At 72.4% G+C, this 22,401-nt stretch carries 23 protein-coding genes; 11 read left to right on the plus strand and 12 right to left on the minus strand.

The annotated features are described in order from the left end of the window. Positions 1–42 precede the first annotated feature (42 nt). Positions 43–957: a metal ABC transporter solute-binding protein, Zn/Mn family gene (locus J2X59_RS14830; protein ID WP_326497174.1), complete on the minus strand. Its 915-nt coding sequence runs from the start codon at positions 955–957 to the stop codon at positions 43–45. Between the two features lie 113 nt (positions 958–1,070). Next, positions 1,071–2,336, minus strand: a complete 1,266-nt coding sequence (locus J2X59_RS14835) for a PTS transporter subunit EIIC (protein ID WP_326497175.1) — start codon at positions 2,334–2,336, stop codon at positions 1,071–1,073. Between the two features lie 161 nt (positions 2,337–2,497). On the opposite strand from J2X59_RS14835, the gene J2X59_RS14840 reads away from it, so the two are divergent. Together J2X59_RS14840 and J2X59_RS14845 are read left to right on the plus strand one after the other, a co-directional pair. Next, positions 2,498–2,755 carry a PTS transporter subunit EIIB gene (locus J2X59_RS14840; protein WP_268746776.1) on the plus strand — a complete coding sequence of 86 codons (258 nt, stop codon included), beginning with the start codon at positions 2,498–2,500 and terminating at the stop codon, positions 2,753–2,755. After that, positions 2,752–3,204: a PTS sugar transporter subunit IIA gene (locus tag J2X59_RS14845; RefSeq protein ID WP_326497176.1), complete on the plus strand. Its 453-nt coding sequence runs from the start codon at positions 2,752–2,754 to the stop codon at positions 3,202–3,204. The genes J2X59_RS14840 and J2X59_RS14845 overlap by 4 nt, the downstream gene beginning before the upstream one ends. Before the next feature lie 117 nt (positions 3,205–3,321). Here J2X59_RS14845 and J2X59_RS14850 read toward each other — a convergent pair whose 3' ends face one another. After that, on the minus strand, positions 3,322–4,056 hold the full coding sequence (locus J2X59_RS14850) for a GntR family transcriptional regulator (protein ID WP_066651794.1): 735 nt from the start codon (positions 4,054–4,056) through the stop codon (positions 3,322–3,324). A gap of 131 nt (positions 4,057–4,187) precedes the next feature. Here J2X59_RS14850 and J2X59_RS14855 point away from each other — a divergent pair, with 131 nt between their 5' ends. From J2X59_RS14855 to J2X59_RS14870, 4 genes are all read left to right on the plus strand, one after another. Then, positions 4,188–4,814, plus strand: a complete 627-nt coding sequence (locus tag J2X59_RS14855; RefSeq protein ID WP_326497177.1) for a response regulator transcription factor — start codon at positions 4,188–4,190, stop codon at positions 4,812–4,814. After that, entirely contained in the window at positions 4,807–6,012 is a 1,206-nt protein-coding gene (locus J2X59_RS14860; RefSeq protein WP_326497178.1) for a histidine kinase, read from the plus strand. The genes J2X59_RS14855 and J2X59_RS14860 overlap by 8 nt, the downstream gene beginning before the upstream one ends. A gap of 128 nt (positions 6,013–6,140) precedes the next feature. Next, a complete protein-coding gene (locus J2X59_RS14865; RefSeq protein ID WP_326497179.1) occupies positions 6,141–8,174 on the plus strand; it encodes a bifunctional lysylphosphatidylglycerol flippase/synthetase MprF in 2,034 nt (677 codons plus the stop codon). Beyond that, on the plus strand, positions 8,171–9,448 hold the full coding sequence (locus J2X59_RS14870; RefSeq protein WP_326497180.1) for an alpha/beta hydrolase: 1,278 nt from the start codon (positions 8,171–8,173) through the stop codon (positions 9,446–9,448). Before J2X59_RS14865 ends, J2X59_RS14870 begins: the two co-directional genes overlap by 4 nt. A gap of 12 nt (positions 9,449–9,460) precedes the next feature. Here J2X59_RS14870 and J2X59_RS14875 read toward each other — a convergent pair whose 3' ends face one another. The 5 genes from J2X59_RS14875 to J2X59_RS14895 all read right to left on the minus strand — a co-directional run bounded on the left by J2X59_RS14875 (position 9,461) and on the right by J2X59_RS14895 (position 15,034). Beyond that, entirely contained in the window at positions 9,461–10,033 is a 573-nt protein-coding gene (locus J2X59_RS14875; RefSeq protein WP_326497181.1) for a GNAT family N-acetyltransferase, read from the minus strand. Between the two features lie 120 nt (positions 10,034–10,153). Next, complete coding sequence (locus J2X59_RS14880) at positions 10,154–11,716, minus strand: dihydrolipoamide acetyltransferase family protein (protein WP_326497182.1); 1,563 nt, start codon at positions 11,714–11,716, stop codon at positions 10,154–10,156. A 32-nt stretch (positions 11,717–11,748) separates the two neighbouring features. Next, positions 11,749–12,708, minus strand: a complete 960-nt coding sequence (locus J2X59_RS14885) for an alpha-ketoacid dehydrogenase subunit beta (RefSeq protein WP_066657646.1) — start codon at positions 12,706–12,708, stop codon at positions 11,749–11,751. Positions 12,709–12,797: 89 nt separating this feature from the next. Continuing rightward, the gene (locus tag J2X59_RS14890) at positions 12,798–13,931 is read right to left on the minus strand and encodes a thiamine pyrophosphate-dependent enzyme (RefSeq protein WP_066651770.1); all 1,134 of its coding nucleotides are present in this window, start codon (positions 13,929–13,931) and stop codon (positions 12,798–12,800) included. Between the two features lie 23 nt (positions 13,932–13,954). Continuing rightward, a complete protein-coding gene (locus J2X59_RS14895) occupies positions 13,955–15,034 on the minus strand; it encodes a histidinol-phosphate transaminase (protein WP_326497183.1) in 1,080 nt (359 codons plus the stop codon). 50 nt (positions 15,035–15,084) lie between these two features. Between J2X59_RS14895 and J2X59_RS14900 the strand changes: the two genes are divergently transcribed. The 3 genes from J2X59_RS14900 (at position 15,085) to purB (ending at position 17,494) form a co-directional block, all read left to right on the plus strand. Further along, positions 15,085–15,483, plus strand: coding sequence for a phage holin family protein (locus J2X59_RS14900; protein ID WP_326497184.1), 399 nt, complete (start codon positions 15,085–15,087; stop codon positions 15,481–15,483). A gap of 116 nt (positions 15,484–15,599) precedes the next feature. Next, positions 15,600–16,112, plus strand: a complete 513-nt coding sequence (locus tag J2X59_RS14905) for a low molecular weight protein-tyrosine-phosphatase (protein ID WP_066657642.1) — start codon at positions 15,600–15,602, stop codon at positions 16,110–16,112. Then, positions 16,109–17,494, plus strand: coding sequence for an adenylosuccinate lyase (gene purB, locus J2X59_RS14910; RefSeq protein ID WP_251154191.1), 1,386 nt, complete (start codon positions 16,109–16,111; stop codon positions 17,492–17,494). The genes J2X59_RS14905 and purB overlap by 4 nt, the downstream gene beginning before the upstream one ends. Before the next feature lie 146 nt (positions 17,495–17,640). Here purB and J2X59_RS14915 read toward each other — a convergent pair whose 3' ends face one another. Beyond that, entirely contained in the window at positions 17,641–18,552 is a 912-nt protein-coding gene (locus J2X59_RS14915; protein ID WP_326497185.1) for a LysR family transcriptional regulator, read from the minus strand. Between the two features lie 71 nt (positions 18,553–18,623). Between J2X59_RS14915 and J2X59_RS14920 the strand changes: the two genes are divergently transcribed. Beyond that, on the plus strand, positions 18,624–19,559 hold the full coding sequence (locus J2X59_RS14920) for an EamA family transporter (protein WP_326497186.1): 936 nt from the start codon (positions 18,624–18,626) through the stop codon (positions 19,557–19,559). Here J2X59_RS14920 and J2X59_RS14925 read toward each other — a convergent pair. Continuing rightward, the gene (locus J2X59_RS14925) at positions 19,528–20,520 is read right to left on the minus strand and encodes an epimerase (RefSeq protein WP_326497187.1); all 993 of its coding nucleotides are present in this window, start codon (positions 20,518–20,520) and stop codon (positions 19,528–19,530) included. The two genes, J2X59_RS14920 and J2X59_RS14925, sit on opposite strands and share 32 nt — an antisense overlap. Next, positions 20,517–20,720, minus strand: coding sequence for a DUF4166 domain-containing protein (locus J2X59_RS14930; protein WP_326497188.1), 204 nt, complete (start codon positions 20,718–20,720; stop codon positions 20,517–20,519). The genes J2X59_RS14925 and J2X59_RS14930 overlap by 4 nt, the downstream gene beginning before the upstream one ends. A gap of 82 nt (positions 20,721–20,802) precedes the next feature. On the opposite strand from J2X59_RS14930, the gene J2X59_RS14935 reads away from it, so the two are divergent. Beyond that, positions 20,803–21,717, plus strand: a complete 915-nt coding sequence (locus J2X59_RS14935; protein WP_326497189.1) for a cation diffusion facilitator family transporter — start codon at positions 20,803–20,805, stop codon at positions 21,715–21,717. Between the two features lie 66 nt (positions 21,718–21,783). Here the strand turns inward: J2X59_RS14935 and J2X59_RS14940 are convergent, their stop codons facing one another. Then, positions 21,784–22,395 (minus strand): hypothetical protein, encoded by a 612-nt coding sequence (locus tag J2X59_RS14940; protein WP_326497190.1) that lies wholly within the window; start codon positions 22,393–22,395, stop codon positions 21,784–21,786. Positions 22,396–22,401 lie beyond the last annotated feature (6 nt).

A 22,401-nucleotide genomic window follows, 5' to 3' on the forward strand; every position in this document is an offset into this window, starting at 1 on the left:
GGCCGGGGGCCGCAGCGGTTCGCGAGGGGGTCTGGACCGCGGTCACTTCGCGAGCGCCCCCGTGATCTCGTCGATGTTCGCCTGCTGCCACGAGACGTAATCCTCCCCCTTCGGGAGCGTCTCCGTGACACCGACGACCGGGATGTCCGCCTGCTCGGCGGCCTTCTGGACCTGCTCGGTCTCGGGGCTGGAGGTCTGCTCGTTCACGGCGAGGAGCCGCACCTGCTTGCCGGTGAACAGCTTGAGGGTGTCGTTGAGCGCGGCCGGCGGGACGTCGTCGCCCTCCTCGATGGCCTCGGCGAAGGCCTCGGGCGTCACGTTGTCGAGCCCCATCGCGTCGAAGAGGTACCCGGGGACGGGCTCGGTGTACGACACCTTCTCGCCGTCGACCTCCTCCTTGGCCGCGGCCGTCTGCGACTCGAGGTCGTCGAGCTTCGTGGTGAGGGTCTTCGCGTTGCGCTCGAAGGTGTCGGCGTGCGCGGAGTCGAGCTTCGTCAGACGCTGTTCGAGGTCGGCCACGAGCTTCACCATCGTCGGGTAGTCGTAGAACACGTGCTCGTTGAACTCCGCGTCGCCGCCCTGGTCGAGCCCGGAGAGCTCCACGACGTTGATCGTGTCGGCCTTCGTGTTCGAGGCCTTCGCCAGGGTGGTCATGAAGTCGTCGTACCCGCCGCCGTTCTCGATGAGCAGGTCGGCCTTCGACACGGCGAGCTGCGTCTTCGCGCTCGACTCGAACGAGTGCGGGTCCTGCGACGGGTCGTCGAGGATGCTCGTGACCTCGACGTCGTCGCCGCCGATCTCCTGCGCGATCGAGCCGTAGACGTTCGTCGAGGCGACGATCCGGACGGTGCCGTCACCCGAGGCGTCACCGGAGGCGGAGGACGTGGCGCAGCCGCTCAGCGCGAGGGCTGCGGCGCCGGCGACGAGCGGCAGGGCGAGGAGGCGACGGTTCTGCATGGTGCGAGCGTACGGCTTGCTGATAACGGTTGTCAAAATCAGCCGACCGACGGACGGAAGGCGCGGTGCCAGCCGGTACCGCGCCTCCCGTCCGGAGCAGGATCAGCGAGCGATCAGGGCCTGGTGGCCGCGTCGATCGTGTTCTCGGCGATCGTGTCGTCCTCGCGACCCGGTGTCCGCAGGTTCCACTTCCTGATCACGAACGAGAACAGGAAGTAGTAGACGACCGCGTACGCCAGGCCGATCGGGATGAGCCAGATCGCCCCGTCGGCCTTGCCGAAGTTCAGCACGTAGTCGATCGCGCCGGCCGAGAACGAGAAGCCGTCCCGGATCCCGAGCGCGTTGACCAGGGCCAGGGAGGTCCCGGTGAGGACCGCGTGGATGACGTAGAGCGGGAACGCCACGAACATGAACGAGTACTCGAGCGGCTCGGTGATGCCCGTCACGAACGAGGTGAGCGCGGCCGAGATCATGATGCCGCCGACGACCTTGCGGTTCTGCGGCTTGGCGTTCCGCCAGATCGCGAGCGCACCGGCGGGCAGCGCGAACATCATGATCGGGAAGAACCCGGTCTGGAAGATGCCGGCCGTCGGGTCTCCGTTGAGGAAGCGGGCGATGTCGCCGTGCCAGATCGTGGTGCCGTCGTTGAAGCTCCCGAGCTGGAACCACGGGAAGAAGTTGAGCAGCTGGTGCAGACCGATCGGGATGAGCATGCGGTTCGCGAAGCCGAAGATGCCGCCACCGATCACAGCATTGTCCGCGACGGCCTCACCCGCCGCCGTCAGGGCGATGTCGAAGTAGCGGTAGACGAAGGACATCAGGACCGCGATCACGAGACCGGCGGCGGCCGTGAGGATCGGCACCAGGCGGCGACCCGAGAAGAACCCGAGGAAGTCCGGCATCTTCGTCCGGTGGAAGCGCTGCCACATGGTTGCCGCGACCAGACCCATGACGATGCCGCCCAGGACGCCGTAGTTGATCATCTTCTGGTCGCCGTTCGCGTCCTCGACGCCCGCCAGGACGATCGGTGACATGACCTTCCAGACCTCGTACATGACCATGTAGCCGACGACCGCGGCGAGCGCCGTGGTGCCGTCCGACTTCTTCGCCCAGCCGATCGCGATGCCGACCGCGAAGAGCAGCGGTAGCCACGTGAAGATCGCGTTGCCCGCGGCGCCGATGACCGAGGCTCCCTGCTCGAAGCCGGGGATGGCGCCGAGCATGTCGCTCTGGCCGAGGCGGTTGAGGATGCCCGCGGCCGGCATGACCGCGATCGGCAGGAGCAGGCTCCGACCGAGGCGCTGGGCGTTCGCGAAGAGCCTGGACTGCTTCTTCAGGGTCTTCTCGTCCGGCACGTCCGTTGCAGCAGCGGTGCTCATCGGCGTTCCTCTCGTCATCGGGTGGAGCTGGGCGCAGGGGTGAGTTGAGTCATGCGAGGACCCCGGGTAGCCTCGGCGGTACCGCCGGGTCCGGTCCTGTCCGGTCATGACCAGTTCCGTAGTCTGAACCGGTGACCAGATGCGTGTCAACCCGGCACGGAATCCGCAACGAGGAGGAAACGATGGCCGACATCAAGGCAGCCGACATCATCGCCGCACTGGGTGGCGCGGACAACATCGACGAGGTCGAGGGCTGCATCACGCGCCTCCGCGTCGAGGTCGAGGACGGCGACCTCGTGGACAAGGCCGCCCTGCAGGCAGCGGGCGCGCAGGCCGTCGTCGGCGGCGGCACCGGGTGGCAGGTCATCGTCGGTCCGATCGCGGACAACCTCGCGCAGGACATCCAGGACGAACTGTGACCGCGGTCCGGACCCCGTTCGCGGGCCCGGTCGTCGCACTCGCCGACGTGCCCGACCCGGTGTTCGCCGGGCAGCTGGTCGGTGCGGGGGTCGCCGTCGACCCGACGGGTGTCGCGGGTCCGGTGACCGCGGTCGCCCCGGTGGACGGCACGATCGTCAAGCTCCACCCGCACGCCTTCGCCCTGCAGGGCTCCGCCGGGACGGACGTCCTGGTGCACGTCGGCATCGACACCGTGAAGCTGCGGGGCGAGGGCTTCGAGCTGCTCGCGGCCGAGGGTGACACCGTGCACGCCGGCGACCCGGTCGTGCGGTTCACCCCGAGCGTGATCGAGGCCGCCGGCTACTCCCCGGTCTGCCCCGTCGTGGTGCTCGGCAGTGCGCCGGACTCGGTCGAGCAGGGCTCGGTCGGCACCACGGCGCCCGAGGGCGCCACGCTCTACACGGTCTGACCGCGGGGGAACCCCGCCGAGTCTCGGCCCCGCGGACGTCTTCGCGGGCGCACGACCGCGAACCTGTCCGCGGAGCCGAGGCTCGGCTCCGGCCGCGGGGGCGGGCGGCAGCGCGCGCTACGCCCCCGGCCGTCGGGCGGTGACCTCCATCTGCACCCGGTAGCGGTCGGACCGGTACCAGGACCGCGCGTGCTCGACGGGGCGGTCCCCCGAGTACGACACCCGGTCGAACTCGAGCAGGGGCGCCCCGGTCCTGGTCCCGAGCAGCGTCGCGACGTCGTCGGCCGCGGGCTTCGCCGCCACCGTCTGCTGCGCCCGGTCGATCGGCACGCCGTACGTGTCCGCCGCGAGCGAGTACACCGACCCGGACAGGTCCTGGTCGAGCAGACCCGGGTACGCCGTCGCCGAGAGCCAGGCGTCGTCGACGGACACCGGTGCGCCGTCCGCCATCCGCAGGCGCTTCAGGTGGTGGGCCGTGTCGCCCTCGTCGAGGCGCAGCGCCGCCGCGGTGTCGGCCGGCGGGACCCGCTCCTCGCGCACGAGCACGACGGTCGTCGGGACGTGGCCGAGCGCGCGCATCTCCTCGGTGAAGGACGCCAGGTGCAGTGTCGACTGCACGGGACGGTGCGCCACGAAGGTGCCCTTGCCGCGCACGCGCTCCAGGTAGCCCTCGTTGACGAGCTGTCCGAGGGCCTCGCGTACCGTGATCCGGGACACCCCGTACTCGGCGATGAGCTGCCGCTCCGAGGGGATCGCCGCGCCGGGCGCGAGTCGGGCGGTCGCGAGGTCGAGCAGGATCCGCCGCAGCTGCTGGTGCTTCGGCTCGGCCCCCTCGGTGATGCGGCTCGTCATGCGGTCCTCGTGCTCCGGTGCTCGTCGACTCCGGGCGGTCCTCGCCCAGCTGGTCCTGTGCGGACATGACCAGTCGTCCTCACAGTAGCGATCAGGATGCGAGAAGCCAACGCCGTGACAAGATGACGCCCGTGACCTCGGTGGTGATCGTGGACGACGAGACGCTCGTCCGGTACGGCTTCGAACTCATCCTCGGCGCAGCGGCGGACATCGACGTCGTCGCCACGAGCGGTGACGTCGACGCGGTCGAGACCGTGCGCCGGCACGCCCCCGACGTGGTCCTGCTCGACGTGCGCATGCCCCGGGTGAACGGGCTCGAGGTGCTCGCTGCACTCCGGCAGCTGCCCGAGCCCCCGGCCGTCGCGATGCTCACCACGTTCGACACCGACACCCAGGTGGTCGCCCGGGCGATGGAGTCCGGGGCGGCCGGCTTCCTGCTCAAGGACACCGACCCCGAGTCGCTCGCGGAGTACGTCCGGGCGCTCGCCCGCGGCGGCATCGTCCTGGCGCCGGGCGTGGACCGGACCCGGCTCTTCGCCCACCGGCCGACGACGCCGGCACCGGAGCTGTCCGACCGGGAGCACGCCGTGGTGCGGCTCGTCGCCGAGGGCGCCAGCAACCCCGAGATCGGCCAGCGCATCGGCGTCAGCACCGGCACCGTCAAGGAGGACGTCCGCGCCCTCCTCGCCGCGTTCGGTGTCACCACCCGCGTCCAGCTCGCGCTCCGCGCGGCGGAGGCCGGGCTGCTCGATGGCTGAGCCCGCTCCGTCCGGCCGCGTCCGACGACTGCTGGCGCGGACGGACGGGAGGCTCGACGCACTCGTCGACGTCGGCCTCCGTCGTGCGCGCGCCCACCCGGCCCCGTGGTGGCTGGTCGACGCGCTCTTCCTCGCGGCCGCCGTCGTCGACGCCGTGCTCGACATCGCGGGCGCCACGACGACCGAGATCACCCTGTCGCTCGTCGCGGCGGGTGCGCTCGTCCTCCGTCGGCGACTCCCCGTCCTGACCTTCGCGCTCACGATGCCCGGGCTCTTCATCGGATCCGGTGTCGTCGCGGCGAGCATCGCCCTCTTCACGCTCGGTGAGCGGACGGACCGCCGGTGGCTCATGCTCCTCGCCGCCGTCGTGCAGTTCGTCGGGTTCAGCGGGTTCGTCGTCGGCCCGCCGCAGCAGCTCGACGAGATCGTGGTGTCGATCGTGTACGCGCTCATCTTCGCGCTCGGCCCGCTCTCGATCGGCCTGCTCGTGCGGACCCGCGCGGACCTGGTGGACCGCATCGCCGAGCTCGGGGCCTCCCGCGCCGAGGAACGGCGTCGCGCCGCCGAGGTCGCCCTCTCCCGCGAACGGGCCCTGCTCGCGCGCGAGATGCACGACGTCGTCTCGCACCAGGTGACCCTCATCGCGGTGCAGGCCGGCGGCGTGCAGATGGCCGGGCGCGACGAGCAGGAGCGGGCGTTCGCGCGGACGATCCGGCAGCTGTGCGTCGTGACCCTGCAGGAGCTGCGCGAGATGGTCCAGGTGCTCCGGGCGTCCGGCGGCACCGACCGGGAGATCGCCCCGCAGCCCGTGCTCGCCGACCTGCCCCGGCTCGTCGCCGCGAGCGGGCTCGAGACCGACGCGGCCGTCGACCTGCCCGCGACCCTGCCCCTGCCCGTGCAGCGCGCGGTCTACCGCTTCGTGCAGGAGGGCCTGACGAACGTCCGGAAGCACGCCCCCGGCGCCGTGGTCCGGATCAGCGGCCGTCTGCACGGCGACCAGGTGCTCGTCGACCTCGTGAACGGGCCCGCACGTGCCGACCGGCTCGAACTGCCCGGGTCCGGCCTGGGGCTCATCGGGCTCGGCGAACGCGCGTCGCTCCTCGGCGGCCGCCTCGACTCGGGACCGCAGCCCGGCGACGGGTTCGCGCTGCACCTGCGCCTGCCCGTCGAGCACCGACCGAGCGTTCCCGCCCCCTGACGGCCGGGCGAGCGAGCGGCGGACGACGGGTGACCAGCCCTCCGAGGGACGGTCGGTGGCCGATCGGCCACCCGTGTTCACGCCACCGCCCGATGCGCCGACCCGGCAGGGTCGGCTGTGATGGCAGCGTGGTCCAGTCAGCGCTCGTCGCCAGCATCCGTCGACACCCCGTCTCCGTGGGCGTCGGCGTCGCCTCCGTCCTGCTCGCCGTCACGGCACGCGTCGCGCACGCCGAGCCGGACTTCCCGCACCACCCGCCGGTCGCCTGGGCAGCCCTCGCGGTCGTCGTGGCCGTCACGGTGCTCGCGGAACGCACGCTCGGATCGCTGCGCACCGTCCTGGTCGGCGTCGGCGCCCCGCTCGCGGCCGTCGCCGTCACCTTCCTGGCGGTGACGGTCGGATCGGCGATGGGCGAGGCCCACGCGGAGGCCGCCGCGGGTGAGCCGCTGTTCGCCCCGTCCGCCGTCGCGACCGCCCTGCTCGCCGCGGCCTCCGCCACGATGCCGCCGGCCCGCCGACGTCGTGTCCGCGCCGTCCTGTGGACGGTCGTGCTCACCCTGGTGCTGTTCGCCGGCCACGGTTCCGACACCGCGCGTGCCCTGGCGACTCTGTTCGGGACCGCCGCCGGCGAGCTCGTGGTGCGCCGCGCCTCCCGGCCGGCACCGACCGCGCCGCGCGCCGACCGGACCGTCGTCGCCCACCCGCGCTCGATCGTCGTCGCCACGCTCGTCGCCCTCGGCTCGGGCACCCTGGTGACGCTCGTCGTGCCCGAGCCGGACGGCGTCCTGTCGCCGTTCGCCGATGCCATGAGCGACCGGGCGACCGTGCTCGTCGGGGTGCTCCTGATCGGGGCCGCCTGGCTCGTCCAGCGCGGCCGTCGCACCGGGCTCGTCCTGGCGGCGGGCCTGCTGGTGACGCTGTCCGCCGTGCTCGCCGACGTGTTCCTCATCGAACCACTGCAGGACGGCTTCGTGCAGTGGCAGGGCCTGACGACCGACGAGGTCGAGTGGCAGGTCACGCTGCTCGGGGCCTGGGCCGTCCCCGCCGCCGTGCTCCTGGCGATCGTGGTGCTCCGCGGCCAGCTGGTGCGCGCTCGCTTCCGCGCGACGCCGACCTGCGGCGAGGACTACCTCGGCATGCTCCGCGAGGGGGACGCGGGCACGCTCGGGCACATGGGCACCTGGCGGGGCAACGCGACCTGGACGCACCCGGACGGGCTCGGTGCCGTCGCCTACCGCGTGCACGGCGACGTCGCCCTGACCGTGTCGGACCCGGCGTGCGCCGCCGCGGACCGGGCCGAGGTGGTCGCCGCGTTCGCCCGCGCCTGCGAGCGGAACGGCTGGACCCCCGCGTTCACGAGCGTGCACGAACCGGTGCGGGCGATCCTCGCGGCCGAGGGGTGGGCGTCCTTCCCCGTGGGCGTGGAGTCCGTGCTCGACGTGACGACGTTCGACCTGCGCGGCAAGAAGCGCCAGGACCTGCGCACCGCGTCCAACCGCGCCGACCGCGAGGGGCTCCGCGACGAGTGGACCACGCTCGCCGCCCTCGACGCCGACCAGCGCGCGCAGGTCGAGGCGATCTGCACCCGCTGGGCAGCAGACCGTCGTCTGCCGGAGATGGGCTTCACGCTCGGTGGGTTCCGCGAGCTCGAGGACCCGGACGTCCGACTGCTGCTCGCCGTGACCGCCGAGGGTCGGGTGACCGCGGTCACGAGCTGGCTGCCCGTCTACGAGCACGGTGCCCTGACCGGGTACACGCTCGACGTCATGCGACGCGGCGAGGACGGGATGCCCGGGGTGATGGAGTTCCTGATCGCCCGGACCGCCCTGCGCGCCCGCGAGGCCGGCCTCACCACGATCAGCCTCTCGGGCACGCCGCTCGCACCGCACACCGACGCCGGGTCCTGGGTGGCCCGCGGGTCGGCGCTCCTCGCCCGGGCGCTCGAGCCCGTCTACGGCTTCCGGTCGCTGCAGCGCTTCAAGGAGAAGTTCGGCGCGCGCCACGAGCCGCTCTGGCTCGTCGTCCCGAGCGCGCTGCAGGCCCCCCGGGTGGCTCGAGCGCTCACCAGCGCGTACGTGCCCGGGCTCCGTCCCAAGCACCTGTGGGCGCTCCGCCAGGCCCACGTCGCACCGGTGGCGAAGCAGCCGGCCACCCGCTCGTGAGTCCCTCCGAGTGGCTGCTCGCGACGCAGCTGCAGGCACCCGACAAGCTCGTGCCGGCCGACCTGGCGTTCGCCGTGCTCGCGACCGCCGTCCTGCTGCCCGCCGTGCGGCAGTGGCGATCGCGGCAGGCCTGGCGCCGAGCGGCCCTCCGCGCCGGTATCGCTGCCGCTGCCGCGCTCGTCGTGCTCGCCGCCTGCTGGTTCACCACGCAGGTCGTCGACCTGTTCGGCGTCGCGCTGAGCCCGATCACGCAGATGTGGAGCGCCTTCGCCGGCGCGGCACTCGCCCTCGCGGTCACCGGTCTGGTGCAGGGCGGCGGATGGCGTCGCGCGCTCGCGATCGTCCTGGTGCCGGCGGCGCTCGTCGTGCCCGCGCTCGGCATCAACGTCGAGTTCGCCAAGTACCCGACGCTCGGCACCGTCGTGCAGAGCGACCCGTGGCCCGCCTACGACCGTGACGCCGCTCCCCTCGACACGATGCCCACCGCCGGGATCGTCCGGACCGCGACCATCCCCGGCACGCGCTCGCACTTCGACGCGCGGCCGGCCGTCGTCTGGCTGCCGCCGGCGGCCCTGGTGCGGGACCCGCGACCACTGCCCGTCGTCATCGCCTTCTCGGGGCAGCCGGGTGCGCCCGGGGACCTGTTCACCGCCGGTCGTCTGGCGGAACCCCTGGACGCCTACGCCCGCGCGCACGACGGTCGGGCGCCCATCGTCGTGAGCATCGACCAGCTCTCCGCGCCGGGGAGGAACACGATGTGCGTCGACTCCCGGCTCGGGAACGTCGCGACCTACGTGACGCAGGACGTGCCGACCTGGATCCACGCGAACCTGCCCGCGACGACCGATCGGAAGGCCTGGGGGCTGACCGGGTTCTCGCAGGGCGGCACGTGCACGATGCAGTTCCTCACCGTGCACCCGTCCGCCTTCGGTGCGGCGCTGGCGGTGTCGAGCGAGCTCCAGCCGATCGACCAGGGCCCGCAGCACAGCGCCGACCAGGCGTTCGGCGGATCCGTGGCGGCCTGGCAGGCGGCGGCACCGATCGCGCAGATGCGGGAGCACGGGCTGGACGGCCACGCCCTCTGGCTGACCGCCGGGTCGTCCGACCGGGAGTTCAGCGAGAACGCACGGGAGCTCGGTGCGGCCGCGCGGGAGGCCGGGGCCCGGGTCGAGATCGGGTCAGCGCCGGGCAGCGGTCACGACTGGAACACCGTGCAGTGGTCGTTCCGGACGTACGTCGGGCCGTTCGCGGCCGCGTTGTCCGCAGCGGGGTGACGGGAGCACGCCTCAGGCGTTGCGGACGAGCCAGGCGAACTGGTCGTCGGTGAGTTCGCGGTCGGTCCACACCTGACCGAGCACGCCGTCCGGAGCAGCGACCGACGCCGACCCCTGCCAGACGAGCGACAGCCCCACCTTCCGCAGCACAGCGGCCGACGCCGGGTTGTTCGTCAGCACCCGGCCGGTCACCGGTGCGCACGGAGCTGCGCGGTGCGCTTCGGCCACGGCTGCGCGCGCGAGCTCGCCGGCGTACCCGTTCCCCCAGGCCGCGGGAGCCAACCGGTAGCCGAGGTTCCAGACCCCCGACGTCGTCATGTCGACGCCGCCGACCCCGACGAACGCTCCGTCCGTCGTGCGGACCGTCCACGAACCGAGGCCGTACCGGGCCCGACCGCCGATCTTGCGCTGCACGAGGTCGACCGTCGTCGCACGGTCGGTGTGCCGCCCGGAGGGCAGGTGTCCCCAGGTCCGCGCGTCGGAGAACACCGCGTGCACGTCGTCGATGTCGGCGGGCGTGAGCGGTGTCAGCACCAGGCGATCCGTCCGGATCTCCTGCTGTGGGGTCAGGAGCTGGTGGGCCATGGTCCGATCATCACCCCGACCCCCGACAAGTGGGTGGACACCACGCGACGTCCGCGCGATCCGGCCCCGGACTGCGGCTTCGCGCAGCCCGGGGCCGGACCGGTGACGGGCGTGCAGGCGTCAGTCGAGCAGCAGCGCCGGCTCCTCGAGCACCGAAGCGATGTCGTGCACGAAGCGCGAGGCCACGTCGCCGTCGACGACCCGGTGGTCGAACGATGCACCGATCGTGGTCACCATGCGCGAGCGGACCTCGCCGTCGACGACCCACGGCTTCGGCTTGATCGTGCCCATCGCGACGATGGCGACCTCGCCCGGGTTCAGGATCGGTGTGCCGGTGTCCATGCCGAAGACACCGATGTTCGTGATCGTCACGGTGCCGTCGGCCATCTGCTGCGGCGTGGTCTTGCCGTCGCGGGCGGTGAGCGTCAGGTCCTCGAGCGCCTTCGCGAGCTCGAACAGGGACATGTCCTGCGCGTCCTTGATGTTCGGCACGATGAGCCCACGCGGGGTCGCCGCGGCGATGCCGAGGTTCACGAAGTGGTGGACGATGATCTCCTGGTCGGTCCAGGTCGAGTTCACCGACCGGTTCCGACGGACGGCCCAGATGACCGCCTTGGCGAAGACGAGCAGCGGCGAGACCTTGACGCCGGCGAACGTCGGCGAGGACTTCAGGCGCTTGACGAACTCCATGGTGCGGGTCGCGTCGACGTCGACGAACAGGGACACGTGCGGCGCCGTGAACTTCGACGTGGTCATCGCCTTCGCGATGGCCTTCCGCACGCCCTTGACCGGGATGGTCTCGCGGCGGACGTCGCCCCACTCGGGCGTCTCGATGTTGCGGAAGACGCCGGCCTGCTTCGCGTGCCGGATGACGTCGTCGCGCGTGACCTCGCCGGCGAGACCCGTCGGCACGACCTCGGTCAGGTCGACGTCCAGGTCCTTCGCGAGCTTCCGGATCGGCGGCTTCGCCAGGACGATGCCCGACACGACGGCCTTGCGCGGTCGGGAGCCCTGCTCCCCGACGGCCTGCGAGATGCTGTCCTCGCCCGGGTCCGAGGCGGCCTCGGCCGCGGCGACGGCGTCCGCACTGGAGGCACGGCTCGCCTCGGCGGCGAGCGCTGCGGCCCGGCGGGCGCCCGGCTTCCGGCGGGACGGGGACGTGGTCGCGGAGCCGTAACCGACCAGGACGGCGCCGGACGACTCGTCGGAGCCGACGACGGTCGCGTGGTCAGCGACCGGCTGCGACGGAGCCGCTGCGGGGGCCGGTGCCGGCGGGGCCTGCTGCACGGAGACCTGCTGCACGGGCGCCGGCGGCGTCTGCGCGACGGGAGCCGGAGCGGCCGCTGCGGCAGGCGGGGTGACGGCGACGTCCGGCGAGGCCGGGGCACTGTCGGCGACGGTGGACGGGCCTCCCGGCTGGGCGGACGTCGACGCGACCTGCACGTCCGAGTCGACCCGGATGATCGGCTTGCCGACCTCGACGGTGTCACCCTCGGAGACGAGCAGCCCGGTGACGGTCCCGGCGAACGGCGACGGCAGCTCGACGAGCGACTTCGCGGTCTCGATCTCGACCAGGACCTGGTCGACGGCGACCTCGTCCCCGATCGCGACGCGCCACTGCACGATCTCGGCCTCGGTCAGGCCTTCGCCCACGTCGGGCAGGGGGAATTCGGCGGCGGGCACTGCGGCTCCTTCGAACGTTCTGGTCGGCTCGGTCAGTATGCGAGGGCGCGGTCGACGGCCTCGAGGACACGGTCCGCGTCCGGCAGGTGGAGGTGTTCGAGCTTCGACACCGGGAAGGGGACGTCGAACCCGGAGACCCGGATCGGCGGCGCCTGCATCGTGTAGAAGCACTGCTCCGCGACGGTCGCGGCGATCTCGCTGCCGACGCTGACGAAGCCGGAGGCCTCCTGCGCGATGACCACCCGGCCGGTCTTGCGGACCGAGGTCAGCAGCGGCTCCCAGTCGATCGGCGAGATCGATCGGAGGTCGATGACCTCGCAGCTGGTGCCCTCGGCCTCGGCGATGTCCGCAGCCTGCATGAGGGTCGCCACCATCGCACCGTGGCCGACGAGGGTGACCTCGGTGCCGGTCCGGGCGACGCGCGTGGTGTGCATCGGGACGTGGCCGTCGACGAGGTCGACCTCGCCCTTCGGCCAGTAGCGCGACTTCGGCTCGAGGAACACGACCGGGTCCTTCGACGCGATCGCCTCCTGGATCATCCAGTACGCGTCGTTCGGCGTGCTCGGGCTGACCACGCGCAGGCCCGGGGTGTGCGCGAAGTACGCCTCCGGGGACTCCTGGTGGTGCTCCACGGCGCCGATGTGCCCGCCGTAGGGGATGCGGATGACGACCGGCAGCGACATGTGCTGCGGCAGGCGGTTCTGCATCTTGGCGAGCTGCGAGGTGATCTGGTCGAAGCCCGGCCAGACGAAGCCGTCGAACTGGATCTCGACCACCGGGCGGTAGCCGCGCAGTGCCAGGCCGATCGCGGTGCCGATGATGCCGGCCTCGGCGAGCGGGGTGTCACGGACGCGCTCGGCACCGAACCGCTCCTGCAGGCCCTCGGTGATGCGGAAGACGCCGCCCAGCTGGCCGATGTCCTCGCCCATGAGCAGGACCTTGTCGTCCGCGGCCATCGCGGCGGCGAGGCCGGCGTTGAGCGCCTTGGCCATCGGCAGGGTCTGCACGGGCTCGCTGGGGACCTCGCCCGCACCGGGGTGGGCGCGGAGCGTGTAGTCGAAGAGCTGCTCGGTCGTGCTCATCAGTGGGAGCCCCCTTCGTACCCGGCCTCGTACTGCTCGAGCCAGGCCTTCTGCGCGGTGGTGACCGGGTGCGGCTCGCGGTACACGTTGTCGAACATGACGTCCACCGACGGCGGGGTCAGGGCCACGGTCGCCCGTCGGACGTCGGCGGCGATGTCCTCGCCCTCCTCGTCGAAGCGCGCGAGCTGCTCGTCGGTGACCCCGCGGCTGCGCAGGTACGCGGCCGAACGGGCGATCGGGTCGCGCTCCACCCACGAGGTCAGCTCGTCGTCGAGGCGGTAGCGGGTCGGGTCGTCGGAGCTCGTGTGCGCACCGATGCGGTAGGTCTCGGCCTCGACGAACGCCGGCCCCTGCCCGGAGCGGGCGTGGTCGGTCGCGACGAGGGACGCCGTGTACGACGCCAGGACGTCGTTGCCGTCGACGCGGACGCTCGGGATCCCGAAGCCGCGCGGGCGGTCGACGAGCGGGGTCGGCGACTGCACCGACACCGGCACCGAGATCGCCCAGTGGTTGTTCTGCAGGAAGAAGACGACGGGGGCCTTCGTCGACGCGGCGAAGACGTACGCCTCGTTCACGTCGCCCTGGCTGGTCGCGCCGTCACCGAAGTAGACGATGGTGCAGGCGTCGCGGTCGGGGTCACCGGTGCCCACGTCGCCGTCGAGCTGCTGACCGAGCGCGTAGCCCGTCGCGTGCAGCGTCTGTGACCCGATCACCAGCGTCGAGATGTGCGTGTTGCCGCGCTCGTCCGGGTCCCAGCCGCCGTGCGTCTGGCCGCGGTACATCGCGATGATCTCCATCGGCTCGACACCGCGGTGCATCGTGACGGCGTGCTCGCGGTACGACGGGAAGACGTGGTCCTGTGCACGGAGGGCGAAGACGGAGCCGACCTGCGCGGCCTCCTGTCCGTGGCTCGGGACCCAGAGGCCGAGCTGACCGGTGCGCTGGAGGTTGTGGCCCGCGTGGTCGAACCGACGCGTGAGCACCATGCGGCGGTGCATCGCCAGCAGGGTCTCGTCCGGGATCGTCCGCGCGACAGCGGCGTACTCGGCGTTCTCGTCGGTCTCCACGAACCGGCCCTCGGGGTCGAGGATCCGGACGGTGGCCGTCGCGGGGGCCGCGGCGTGGAATGACATGTCGGTCAGCGTAACGCCAGGGCCTACCGGGCCGCCTGGAGGTCCCCCACAAGCGACCCCGCCGTTTCGAGGAGCGTTTCCACAGCCTCGTGCTCCCCGACCGACACCCGGATGCCCTCGTTCCCGAAGGCCCGCACGATGATGCCGGCAGCCTCGAAGCGCTCGGCCGCGTGGGCCGTCAGCTCCCCGGTCGGCAGCCACACGAAGTTGCCCTGGGCGTCCGGGACGTCCCAGCCCTGGCCGCGCAACGCGGCGACGATGCGGTCACGACTCGCCGCGAGCTCGGCGACGCGGTCGAGCAGCTCGGTCTCGCGTTCGAGGCTCGCGAGCGCCGCCGCCTGGCCCTGCGCCGTCACCGACAACGGGATCGCGCAGGTACGGACGGCGTCGAGCACGTACGCCGGACCGAACGCGTACCCGACGCGCAGGCCCGCGAGTCCGTACGCCTTGGAGAACGTGCGGAGGACGACGAGGTTCGGGTACCGCTCGAGCAGCGGCGTGCCACGGACCGCGGTGGGCTCCGTGACGAACTCCGTGTAGGCCTCGTCGAGCACGACGAGCACGGTCGACGGCACGCGCGCCATGAACGTCTCGAACTCCGCGCCCGTGACGACGGGACCGGTCGGGTTGTTGGGCGAGCAGACGATGACCATGCGGGTGCGGTCGGTCACGGCGTCGGCCATGGCGTCGAGGTCGTGGCCGCCGTCCGGGCGGTTCGGCACCTGCACGCTCGTGGCACCGGCGACCGTGACGACACCCGGGTAGGCCTCGAAGGAGCGCCACGCGTAGACGACCTCGTCGCCGGGGCCGCTCGTCGCCCGGGCCAGCTCGTGCAGGATCGCGACGCTGCCGGGCGCGACGTGGACCTCGTCGACGGTGAGTCCGGCGCGGTTCGCGAGCACGGCGCGGACGGCCAGGGCGGTGGCGTCCGGGTAGCGGTTGTAGGCCGTCTGCGCCTGCACGGCCTCGACGACGCCCGGCAGCGGCGGGAACGGGTTCTCGTTGCTCGACAGCTTGAAGGCGTCGGGCGCTGCCTGGCGCCCCTGCTTGTACGCGGGGAGGACGGCCACCTCGGGCCGGATGTGCACGCGCTCGTCAGTCACGCGCTCAGGCTACCGGGGACCGTCCGGGGCGCGACGGGCATCATGAGGGCATGCGATTCCTCGTCCGCCTCGTCGTCAACGCCGTTGCGCTCTGGCTCACCACCCTCATCGTGAGCGGCGTCACCGTCACCCCGTTCGGCGACGGGGACACCACCGCCGTGGTGCTCACGTTCCTGCTCGTGGCGTTCGTGTTCGGGCTCGTGAACGCGGTCATCGGCACGATCATCCGGATCGTCGCGTTCCCGCTCTACGTCCTGACGCTCGGCCTGATCTCGCTGATCGTGAACGCCGTGCTGCTGCTCATCGTCGCCGGCATCTCGGACGCGATCGGCTTCGGGCTCGACGTCGAGTCCTTCGGCTGGGGCATCGTCGGCGCCTTCGTGCTCGCCGTGTTCTCGTGGCTGATCGGGCTGTTCGTGCGGCCGGTGCTGAACCGCCCGCGTCCGTGACCGCGGGCCGCACCGAGCCGGCCGCCCGCGCGACGCGTGCCGACGACGAGGGCCGTGCCGCGCCTCCCGGTCGGACCGCCGTCGCGGACGGCACGTCCGTGCGCCATGATGTGCACATGAGCCCGGACGCCGACGCCCCGTTCCGCGTCTCGTTCGTCTGCAGCGGCAACATCTGCCGCTCCCCCATGGCCGGCATCGTCTTCGCACAGGTCGCCGCCGACGCCGGCATGGCCGACCGCTTCGTCGTCGAGTCGGCGGGCACCGGTGACTGGCACGTCGGCGAGCCCGCGGACGAGCGCACGATCGCGGCACTCGCAGCACGCGGATACGATGGCAGCAGGCATCGCGCCCGCCAGTTCGACCCGGACCGGTTCCCGGACCTCGACCTGGTGGTCGCACTCGACCGCTCCCACGAACGCGTCCTGCGCTCGTGGGCACCGACCATGGACGACGCCGCCAAGGTGACGCTCCTGCTGCGGTACGACGACGCCTGGCCCCAGCAGGCCGACGTGCCGGACCCGTACTACGCGGACCGGCACGAGTTCGACCGAGTGCTCTCGACCGTCGAGCGTGCCTGCCGGGCGCTCTTCCGCCAACTCGAACCGGCAGTCCGTCAGGGAGCCCCATGACCCCCCTTCCCCCGCAGCCGATCAGCCCGCTCGACGGGCGGTACTACCCGGTCGTGCACACGGTGGGCGAGCACCTCTCCGAGGCCGGCCTCAACCGCGCACGCATCGTGGTCGAGGTCGAGTGGCTCATCTTCCTGACCGACCACGCGATGTTCACCACCTCGCCGCTGAGCATCGACGACAAGGCAGCGCTGCGCCGGGTCGTCGAGACCTTCGGCCACGACCAGATCGCGGAGCTCGCCGAGATCGAGGCCACGACGCGGCACGACGTCAAGGCCGTCGAGTACTTCGTCCGTCGCCGCCTGTCCGAGCTCGGGCTCGACGCCATCGCCGAGCTGACGCACTTCGCCTGCACCAGCGAGGACGTCAACAACCTGTCGTACGCACTGACGGTGCGGGACACCGTCGACCAGGTGTGGCTGCCCGCCTACCGCTCGGTCCTGGCGACGCTCCGCACCATGGCGGAGCAGCTCCGCGCCGTGCCGATGCTCTCGCACACGCACGGGCAGCCCGCGACGCCGACGACCCTCGGCAAGGAGCTCGCGGTGGTCGTCTACCGCCTCGAGCGCGTCCTGACGCAGATCGAGCACGGCGAGTACCTCGGCAAGTTCTCCGGCGCCACCGGGACCTTCTCGGCGCACCTCGCCGCCGACCCCGAGGCCGACTGGCCCGCGCTGTCGAAGGAGTTCGTCGAGGGCCTCGGCCTGACGTGGAACCCGCTGACGACGCAGATCGAGTCGCACGACTGGCAGGCCGAGCTGTACGACCGGGTGCGCCACGCGAACCGGATCCTGCACAACCTGGCGACCGACGTGTGGACCTACATCTCGATGGGGTACTTCACGCAGATCCCGGTGGCGGGTGCCACGGGGTCGTCGACGATGCCGCACAAGATCAACCCGATCCGGTTCGAGAACGCCGAGGCGAACCTCGAGATCTCGTCGGCGCTGTTCTCGACGCTGTCCGAGACCCTCGTGACGAGCCGCCTGCAGCGTGACCTGACCGACTCGACCACGCAACGGAACATCGGCGTCGCGTTCGGGCACTCGCTGCTCGCGCTCGACAACCTGCGTCGTGGGCTCGGCGAGATCGCGGTGAACGAGACCCGGCTGGCCGAGGACCTCGACCACAACTGGGAGGTGCTCGGCGAGGCGATCCAGACGGTCATCCGCGCCGAGGTCACCGCCGGGCAGTCGAACATCGAGGACCCCTACGCGATGCTCAAGGAGCTCACGCGGGGCAAGCGCATCGGCCAGGACGAGCTCGTCGCGTTCGTGAACGGCCTCGACATCTCGTCGGGTGCCAAGGCACGGCTGACGAACCTCACGCCCGGCACCTACACGGGCCTGGCCGACGAGCTCGTCGACCGCCTGGACGTCTAGTCCGACCCCTTCCGCAAGGCGCAACGACGGCGGTTCCTCGCAGCGGCACACCCCTGCGAGCAGCCGCCGTCGTTGCGTTCCGCGAGACCGCGAGCAGGCGCACCGGACGGGAGGCGCGGGGCGGCCCCGCCGCGCACGTCACCACCTCAGGAGGTGACGGCCCGTGCCTCGGCGACCAACGCCTCCAGGACGGTGCGGACCGCGGGACGGACCGCGCGGTCCGGACGGGTGAGCGCCTCGATCCGCCGGCCCGCCCGCACGTCGGCGAGCGTCGCCAACCGGAACCGTCCCGCCGCACGCGTGCCCGACGTGTACCGGGGCACGAGCGCGATGCCGTGCCCCGCGGCCACCAGGTTCTCGATGACGGGCAGGTGGATCGTGCGGAACGCCACCGACGGCGGGGTGTCGGACGCCGCGGCCATCGCGATCAGCACGCGGTCGATCGGGTAGTCCTCGGGCACGCCGATCCAGGTCTCGTCGACGACGTCCTCGATGCCGACGCGCTCCCGGTCGGCGAGCGGGTGGTCGAGCGGCAGGGCGACGTCGAGCGGTTCCCGGAGCAGCGCGACCGTCTCGACGGCGCCGTCGGGGCGGCGGGCACCGTCCGGGCGGTGCCCGATGACGACGTCGTGGTCGGCGGTGAGCGGCGCGAACTCCCCCTCGCTGACGTCGACGTCCGAGAGCTCGAGGACGATGCCCGGGTGCTCGCGCATGCGGGTGAGGAGCCCCGGCAGCAGCAGCTCGGCCGCCGAGGGGAACACCGCGAGGTCGACCGTCCCGCTCACCCCCGAGAGGTGCTCCGACCACGCCGACTCCACCGTGGCGAGCGCGGTCGCGACACCGGTGGCCATGTCGGCGAGCGCCCGGCCGTCCGCGGTGAGGCGCACGCCGCGTCCGACGCGCTCGACCAGGGGCACGCCGGCCTGGCGCTGCAGCGTGCGGAGCTGTTGCGACACGGCGCTCGGGGTGCGGTGCGTGGCTGCTGCGACCGCGGTGACGGTCCCTCGTTCCGCGAGCTCGCGGAGGACCGGCAGCAGGGCGATGTCGAAGCCGACCATGCAGGGACCCTACAACGATGCTGTCGCACCGTGCGCTGGTGCTACCGCTTCTCGTGCGGGACGATCGACCCGTGCTCTTCCGCGACCGCATCCTGGCCCTCGTCGTCGCCGTGGCGTGGGGTCTGAACTTCCCGGCGACGACGATCGCCCTCGACCACTGGCCCCCGTTCCTGCTCGCCGCCGTCCGGTTCAGCCTGCTGGCCGTCCCGACGCTCCTGTTCGTCCCGCGGCCGAGGGTCCCGTTCCGGTGGATCGTGCTCGTCGGTGCGACGCTCGGCGTCCTGCAGTTCGCGTTCCTGTACCTCGGCATGGCGGCCGGGATGCCGACCGGGCTCGCGTCGCTGGTGATCCAGGCGTCCGCGCCGTTCACGGTCGTGCTCGCCGGGGTCCTGCTGCGCGAGAAGCTCACCGCCCGTCAGGTCGTCGGGGTGTCCGTCGCCGTCGCGGCCCTCGGCGTCATCGCGGTGCACCGGGCGCAGACCGCGGCGCTGCTGCCGGTCGTGCTCGTGCTGTGCGGGGCGCTGGGTTGGGCGCTCGGCAACGTCGCGACACGGCGGACCGGTCCGGTGAACCCGCTGCACCTGACCCTGTGGTGGGCGGTCGTCCCGCCGGTACCGATGTTCGCACTGTCGCTGCTCGTCGAGGGGCCGGAGCGGGTCGGTCGGGCGTTCGGCACGGCGTTCACCGCGTCGGCGTTGCCGGCCGACCTCGGCCTGCTCTACATCGTCGTCGCGGGGAGCCTGGTCGGGTACGGGATCTGGTCGCGCCTGATGGGGAAGTACCCGTCGAGCACCGTCGCACCGTTCTCGATGCTCGTCCCCGTGATCGGGGTGCTCGCGTCGTGGGCGGCGTTCGGCGAGGTGCCGGACGTGGTCGAGGTCGTGGCGGGCGCCGTGGTGGTGGTCGCCGTGCTGTGGTCGTCGCGGACCTCGAGGCTGGTGCCGGCCGCGGCGGTGCCGGCGGTGGCGGTGCCGGTCAGCCCCGGTGCTGCCGGCGCTCGGCGATGATGCCGGCGAGCGCGCCGCGCAGGTGCGGGTACCGGAACTCGTAGCCCGCCTCGAGCAGTCGTGTCGGCACGACCCACCGACTCTTCAGCACGAGCTCGGTCTCCGTGCGGATCGCGAACGACCCGATCTCGAGCATCCACCGCCAGGTCGGCAGTCCGAAGCGCCGTCCGACCGCGTCGCGGATGGTGGCCATCACGGTCAGGTTGTCCGACGGCTCCGGGCTCGAGACGTTCACGGGCCCGTCGATGTCCTCGTGGTCGCGCACGAACCGGATCACCCCGAGGACGTCGGCGATGTGCACCCAGCTGAACCGCTGCCGCCCACGCGTGTGCCGGTCGTGGTGGTACGTACCCGCGCGGAGCCGTGCACGCGTCGGGAACCACGGCCCGTCGAACTGCGGGCCGCCGAGGCCGGCCTGGGCCAGTCGGAGCAGCGGGACGAGCGCACTGCCGTCGCCGAACACGATCGCCATCCGCAGCGCGACCCGACGGGTGTGCGGCAGGTCCGCGCTGAACAGGGCGTCCTCCCACGCCTTCGCGACCGAGACCGAGAAGCCCTCGCCGAGCTCCCCCGTCACCTCGTCCTGCGGTCGGTCGTCGGCGTGCCGGTAGATCGTCGCGGTCGAGGCGTTCAGCCACAGCGGCGGCGGGTGCTCGGCGGTGCGGATCGCCTCGGCCAGCTCGAGCGTGGTGTCCACCCGGGAGCGCACGATCTCCGCCCGGTTCCGACGCCCGTAGCGGCAGTTCACGCTCTTCCCCGCCATGTTCACGACGATCGCGGCACCGTCGACGAGCTCGCGGATGCGGAGCGTGTTGCCCCACACCGCATCGCCGGTGCGTCCGACCGTGACGACCTCGTACCCCTCGTCGAGGAAGGCACGCTGCAGGTACCGTCCGACGAAGCCGCCCGCTCCCGCGATCACGGCGCGGCCCCTCGGCGCGCGGGTAGTGTCGTCGCTCATGGTGTCCCCCGTCCGGTGTCGGGCTCGATCCGGTAGCGGAAGGCGCCCTCGTACCGGTACAGCGTGCCGATCAGCGGCGCCGAGAGCCGCAGGGACACGCGCTGCACGTCGGCATCGTCATCGAATCGTTCCACGAGCGTGACACGCGGAGCGGCGAGGGCCGGGAGGCTCCGGGCACGTCCCAGCACACGGACCGTCACCCGGGTGGAGACCAGAAGCTGGGTGACGGGGTCACGATGCCGATCGTGGCACGGTGTCGGCCTCGTTGCCTACGATCGAGGCATGGGACACGACCACGCGCACGGGCACGCCGTCGCCTCGGAGCGCGCGCTGCTCGTCGCGTTCTGCATCTCGGCGGGCATCCTGCTCGCCGAGGTCGTCGGCGCGATCGTCACCGGCTCCCTCGCGCTGCTCGTCGACGCGGGGCACATGGTCGTCGACACCGGCGGCCTCGGCATCGGGCTGGTCGCCACCCGGCTCGCGCGCCGCTCCCCGACGGCCCAACGGACGTGGGGCTACCAGCGTGCCGAGGTGCTCGGCGCCACGGCGCAGGCAGCCATCCTGCTCGCGGTCGGCGTCTTCGTCGTCGTCTCGGCGATCCAGCGGCTGTTCGTCCCCGCCGAGGTCCACGCCGGCCCGCTGCTCGTGTTCGGTGTGGTCGGACTCGTCGGCAACCTCGTCGCCTACGCGGTGCTCGCCCGGGCGTCGGGCGAGGGCTTCACCTCGCGGGCGGCTCGGCTCGAGGTGCTGAACGACACCCTCGGGTCCGTCGCGGTGATCGCCGCCGCCGTCGTCCTCGCGCTCACCGGGTGGGAGCGGGCCGACTCGATCGCCGCGATCCTGATCGGGCTGCTCATCCTGCCGCGGGCCGTCCGGCTGCTCCGCGAGACCGCGAACGTGCTGCTCGAGTCCACGCCGCCCGGGCTCGACCTCGACGACGTGCGCGCGCACATCCTCGAGCTCGACCACGTGATCGAGGTGCACGACCTGCACGCGACGCTCGTCGCCACCGGCGTGCCGAACCTGACGGCGCACGTCGTCGTCGACGACCACTGCTTCTCGACCGCGCACGCGCCCCGGATCCTCGACGCGCTGCAGCAGTGCGTCGCAGAGCACTTCGACGTCCCCGTCGAGCACTCGACCTTCCAGCTCGAACCGGTCTCGCACCGGCGGCACGAGCACGAGGTGCACGCGTAGGCACGAGGTGCACGCGTCGGGACGGGTTGGTCGGCCGGGCCTGCGCACCGGCCCGGTGCGGTGCGGTCAGCAGCCGCCGTCGTCGGTGGGGAACGCCGTGATCACCCGGTCGGTCGTCTCCGACACGATCACCCGCACGTTCGGCTCCGCCGAGGGACGCGAGCCGTCGTCAAAGCGGACGGGCGCGGCGTAGCAGACCTTGCCGTCCCCGGCGTCCTGCGGGTAGCCGGCGGGCGGTGCCTCGAGCACGGACCGGACGGCGGTGAGCATCGCGTCGTCCCAGTCCCGTGAGCCGTGGCCCCGGACGACGTCCTGCCAGTCGGCGGTGTGCCGGACGCGGATGTGCTCGTAGCCCTGGCCGGACGTGCCGCACTGCAGCTCGACCCGTCCGAGCGCGGCGGTCTCGTACCGGGCGACCACGGCCCGGCGGTCGGCGTCGCAGCGGTCGAGCACGTCGCCGCCGGGCAGGTCAGGGCCCGTCCGCTCGATGGTGACGGTGCCGTCGCGCGTCGCTCCGTCGGCGGCGGTCGCGCTGGGCGTGACGGTGGACGCTCCGCCGCCGATCACCGGGTCCTCGCCGCTGCGCTGCGCCGTCAGGGCGAAGCCGCCGGCGACCAGGCCGGCCGCGATGACCGCGGCGACGACGGTGACGGCCGGACGTCGGCGCTGCTGGGGCATGCGCTC

This window comes from Curtobacterium sp. 260, from assembly GCF_030803485.1.
Lineage (GTDB): Bacteria > Actinomycetota > Actinomycetes > Actinomycetales > Microbacteriaceae > Curtobacterium.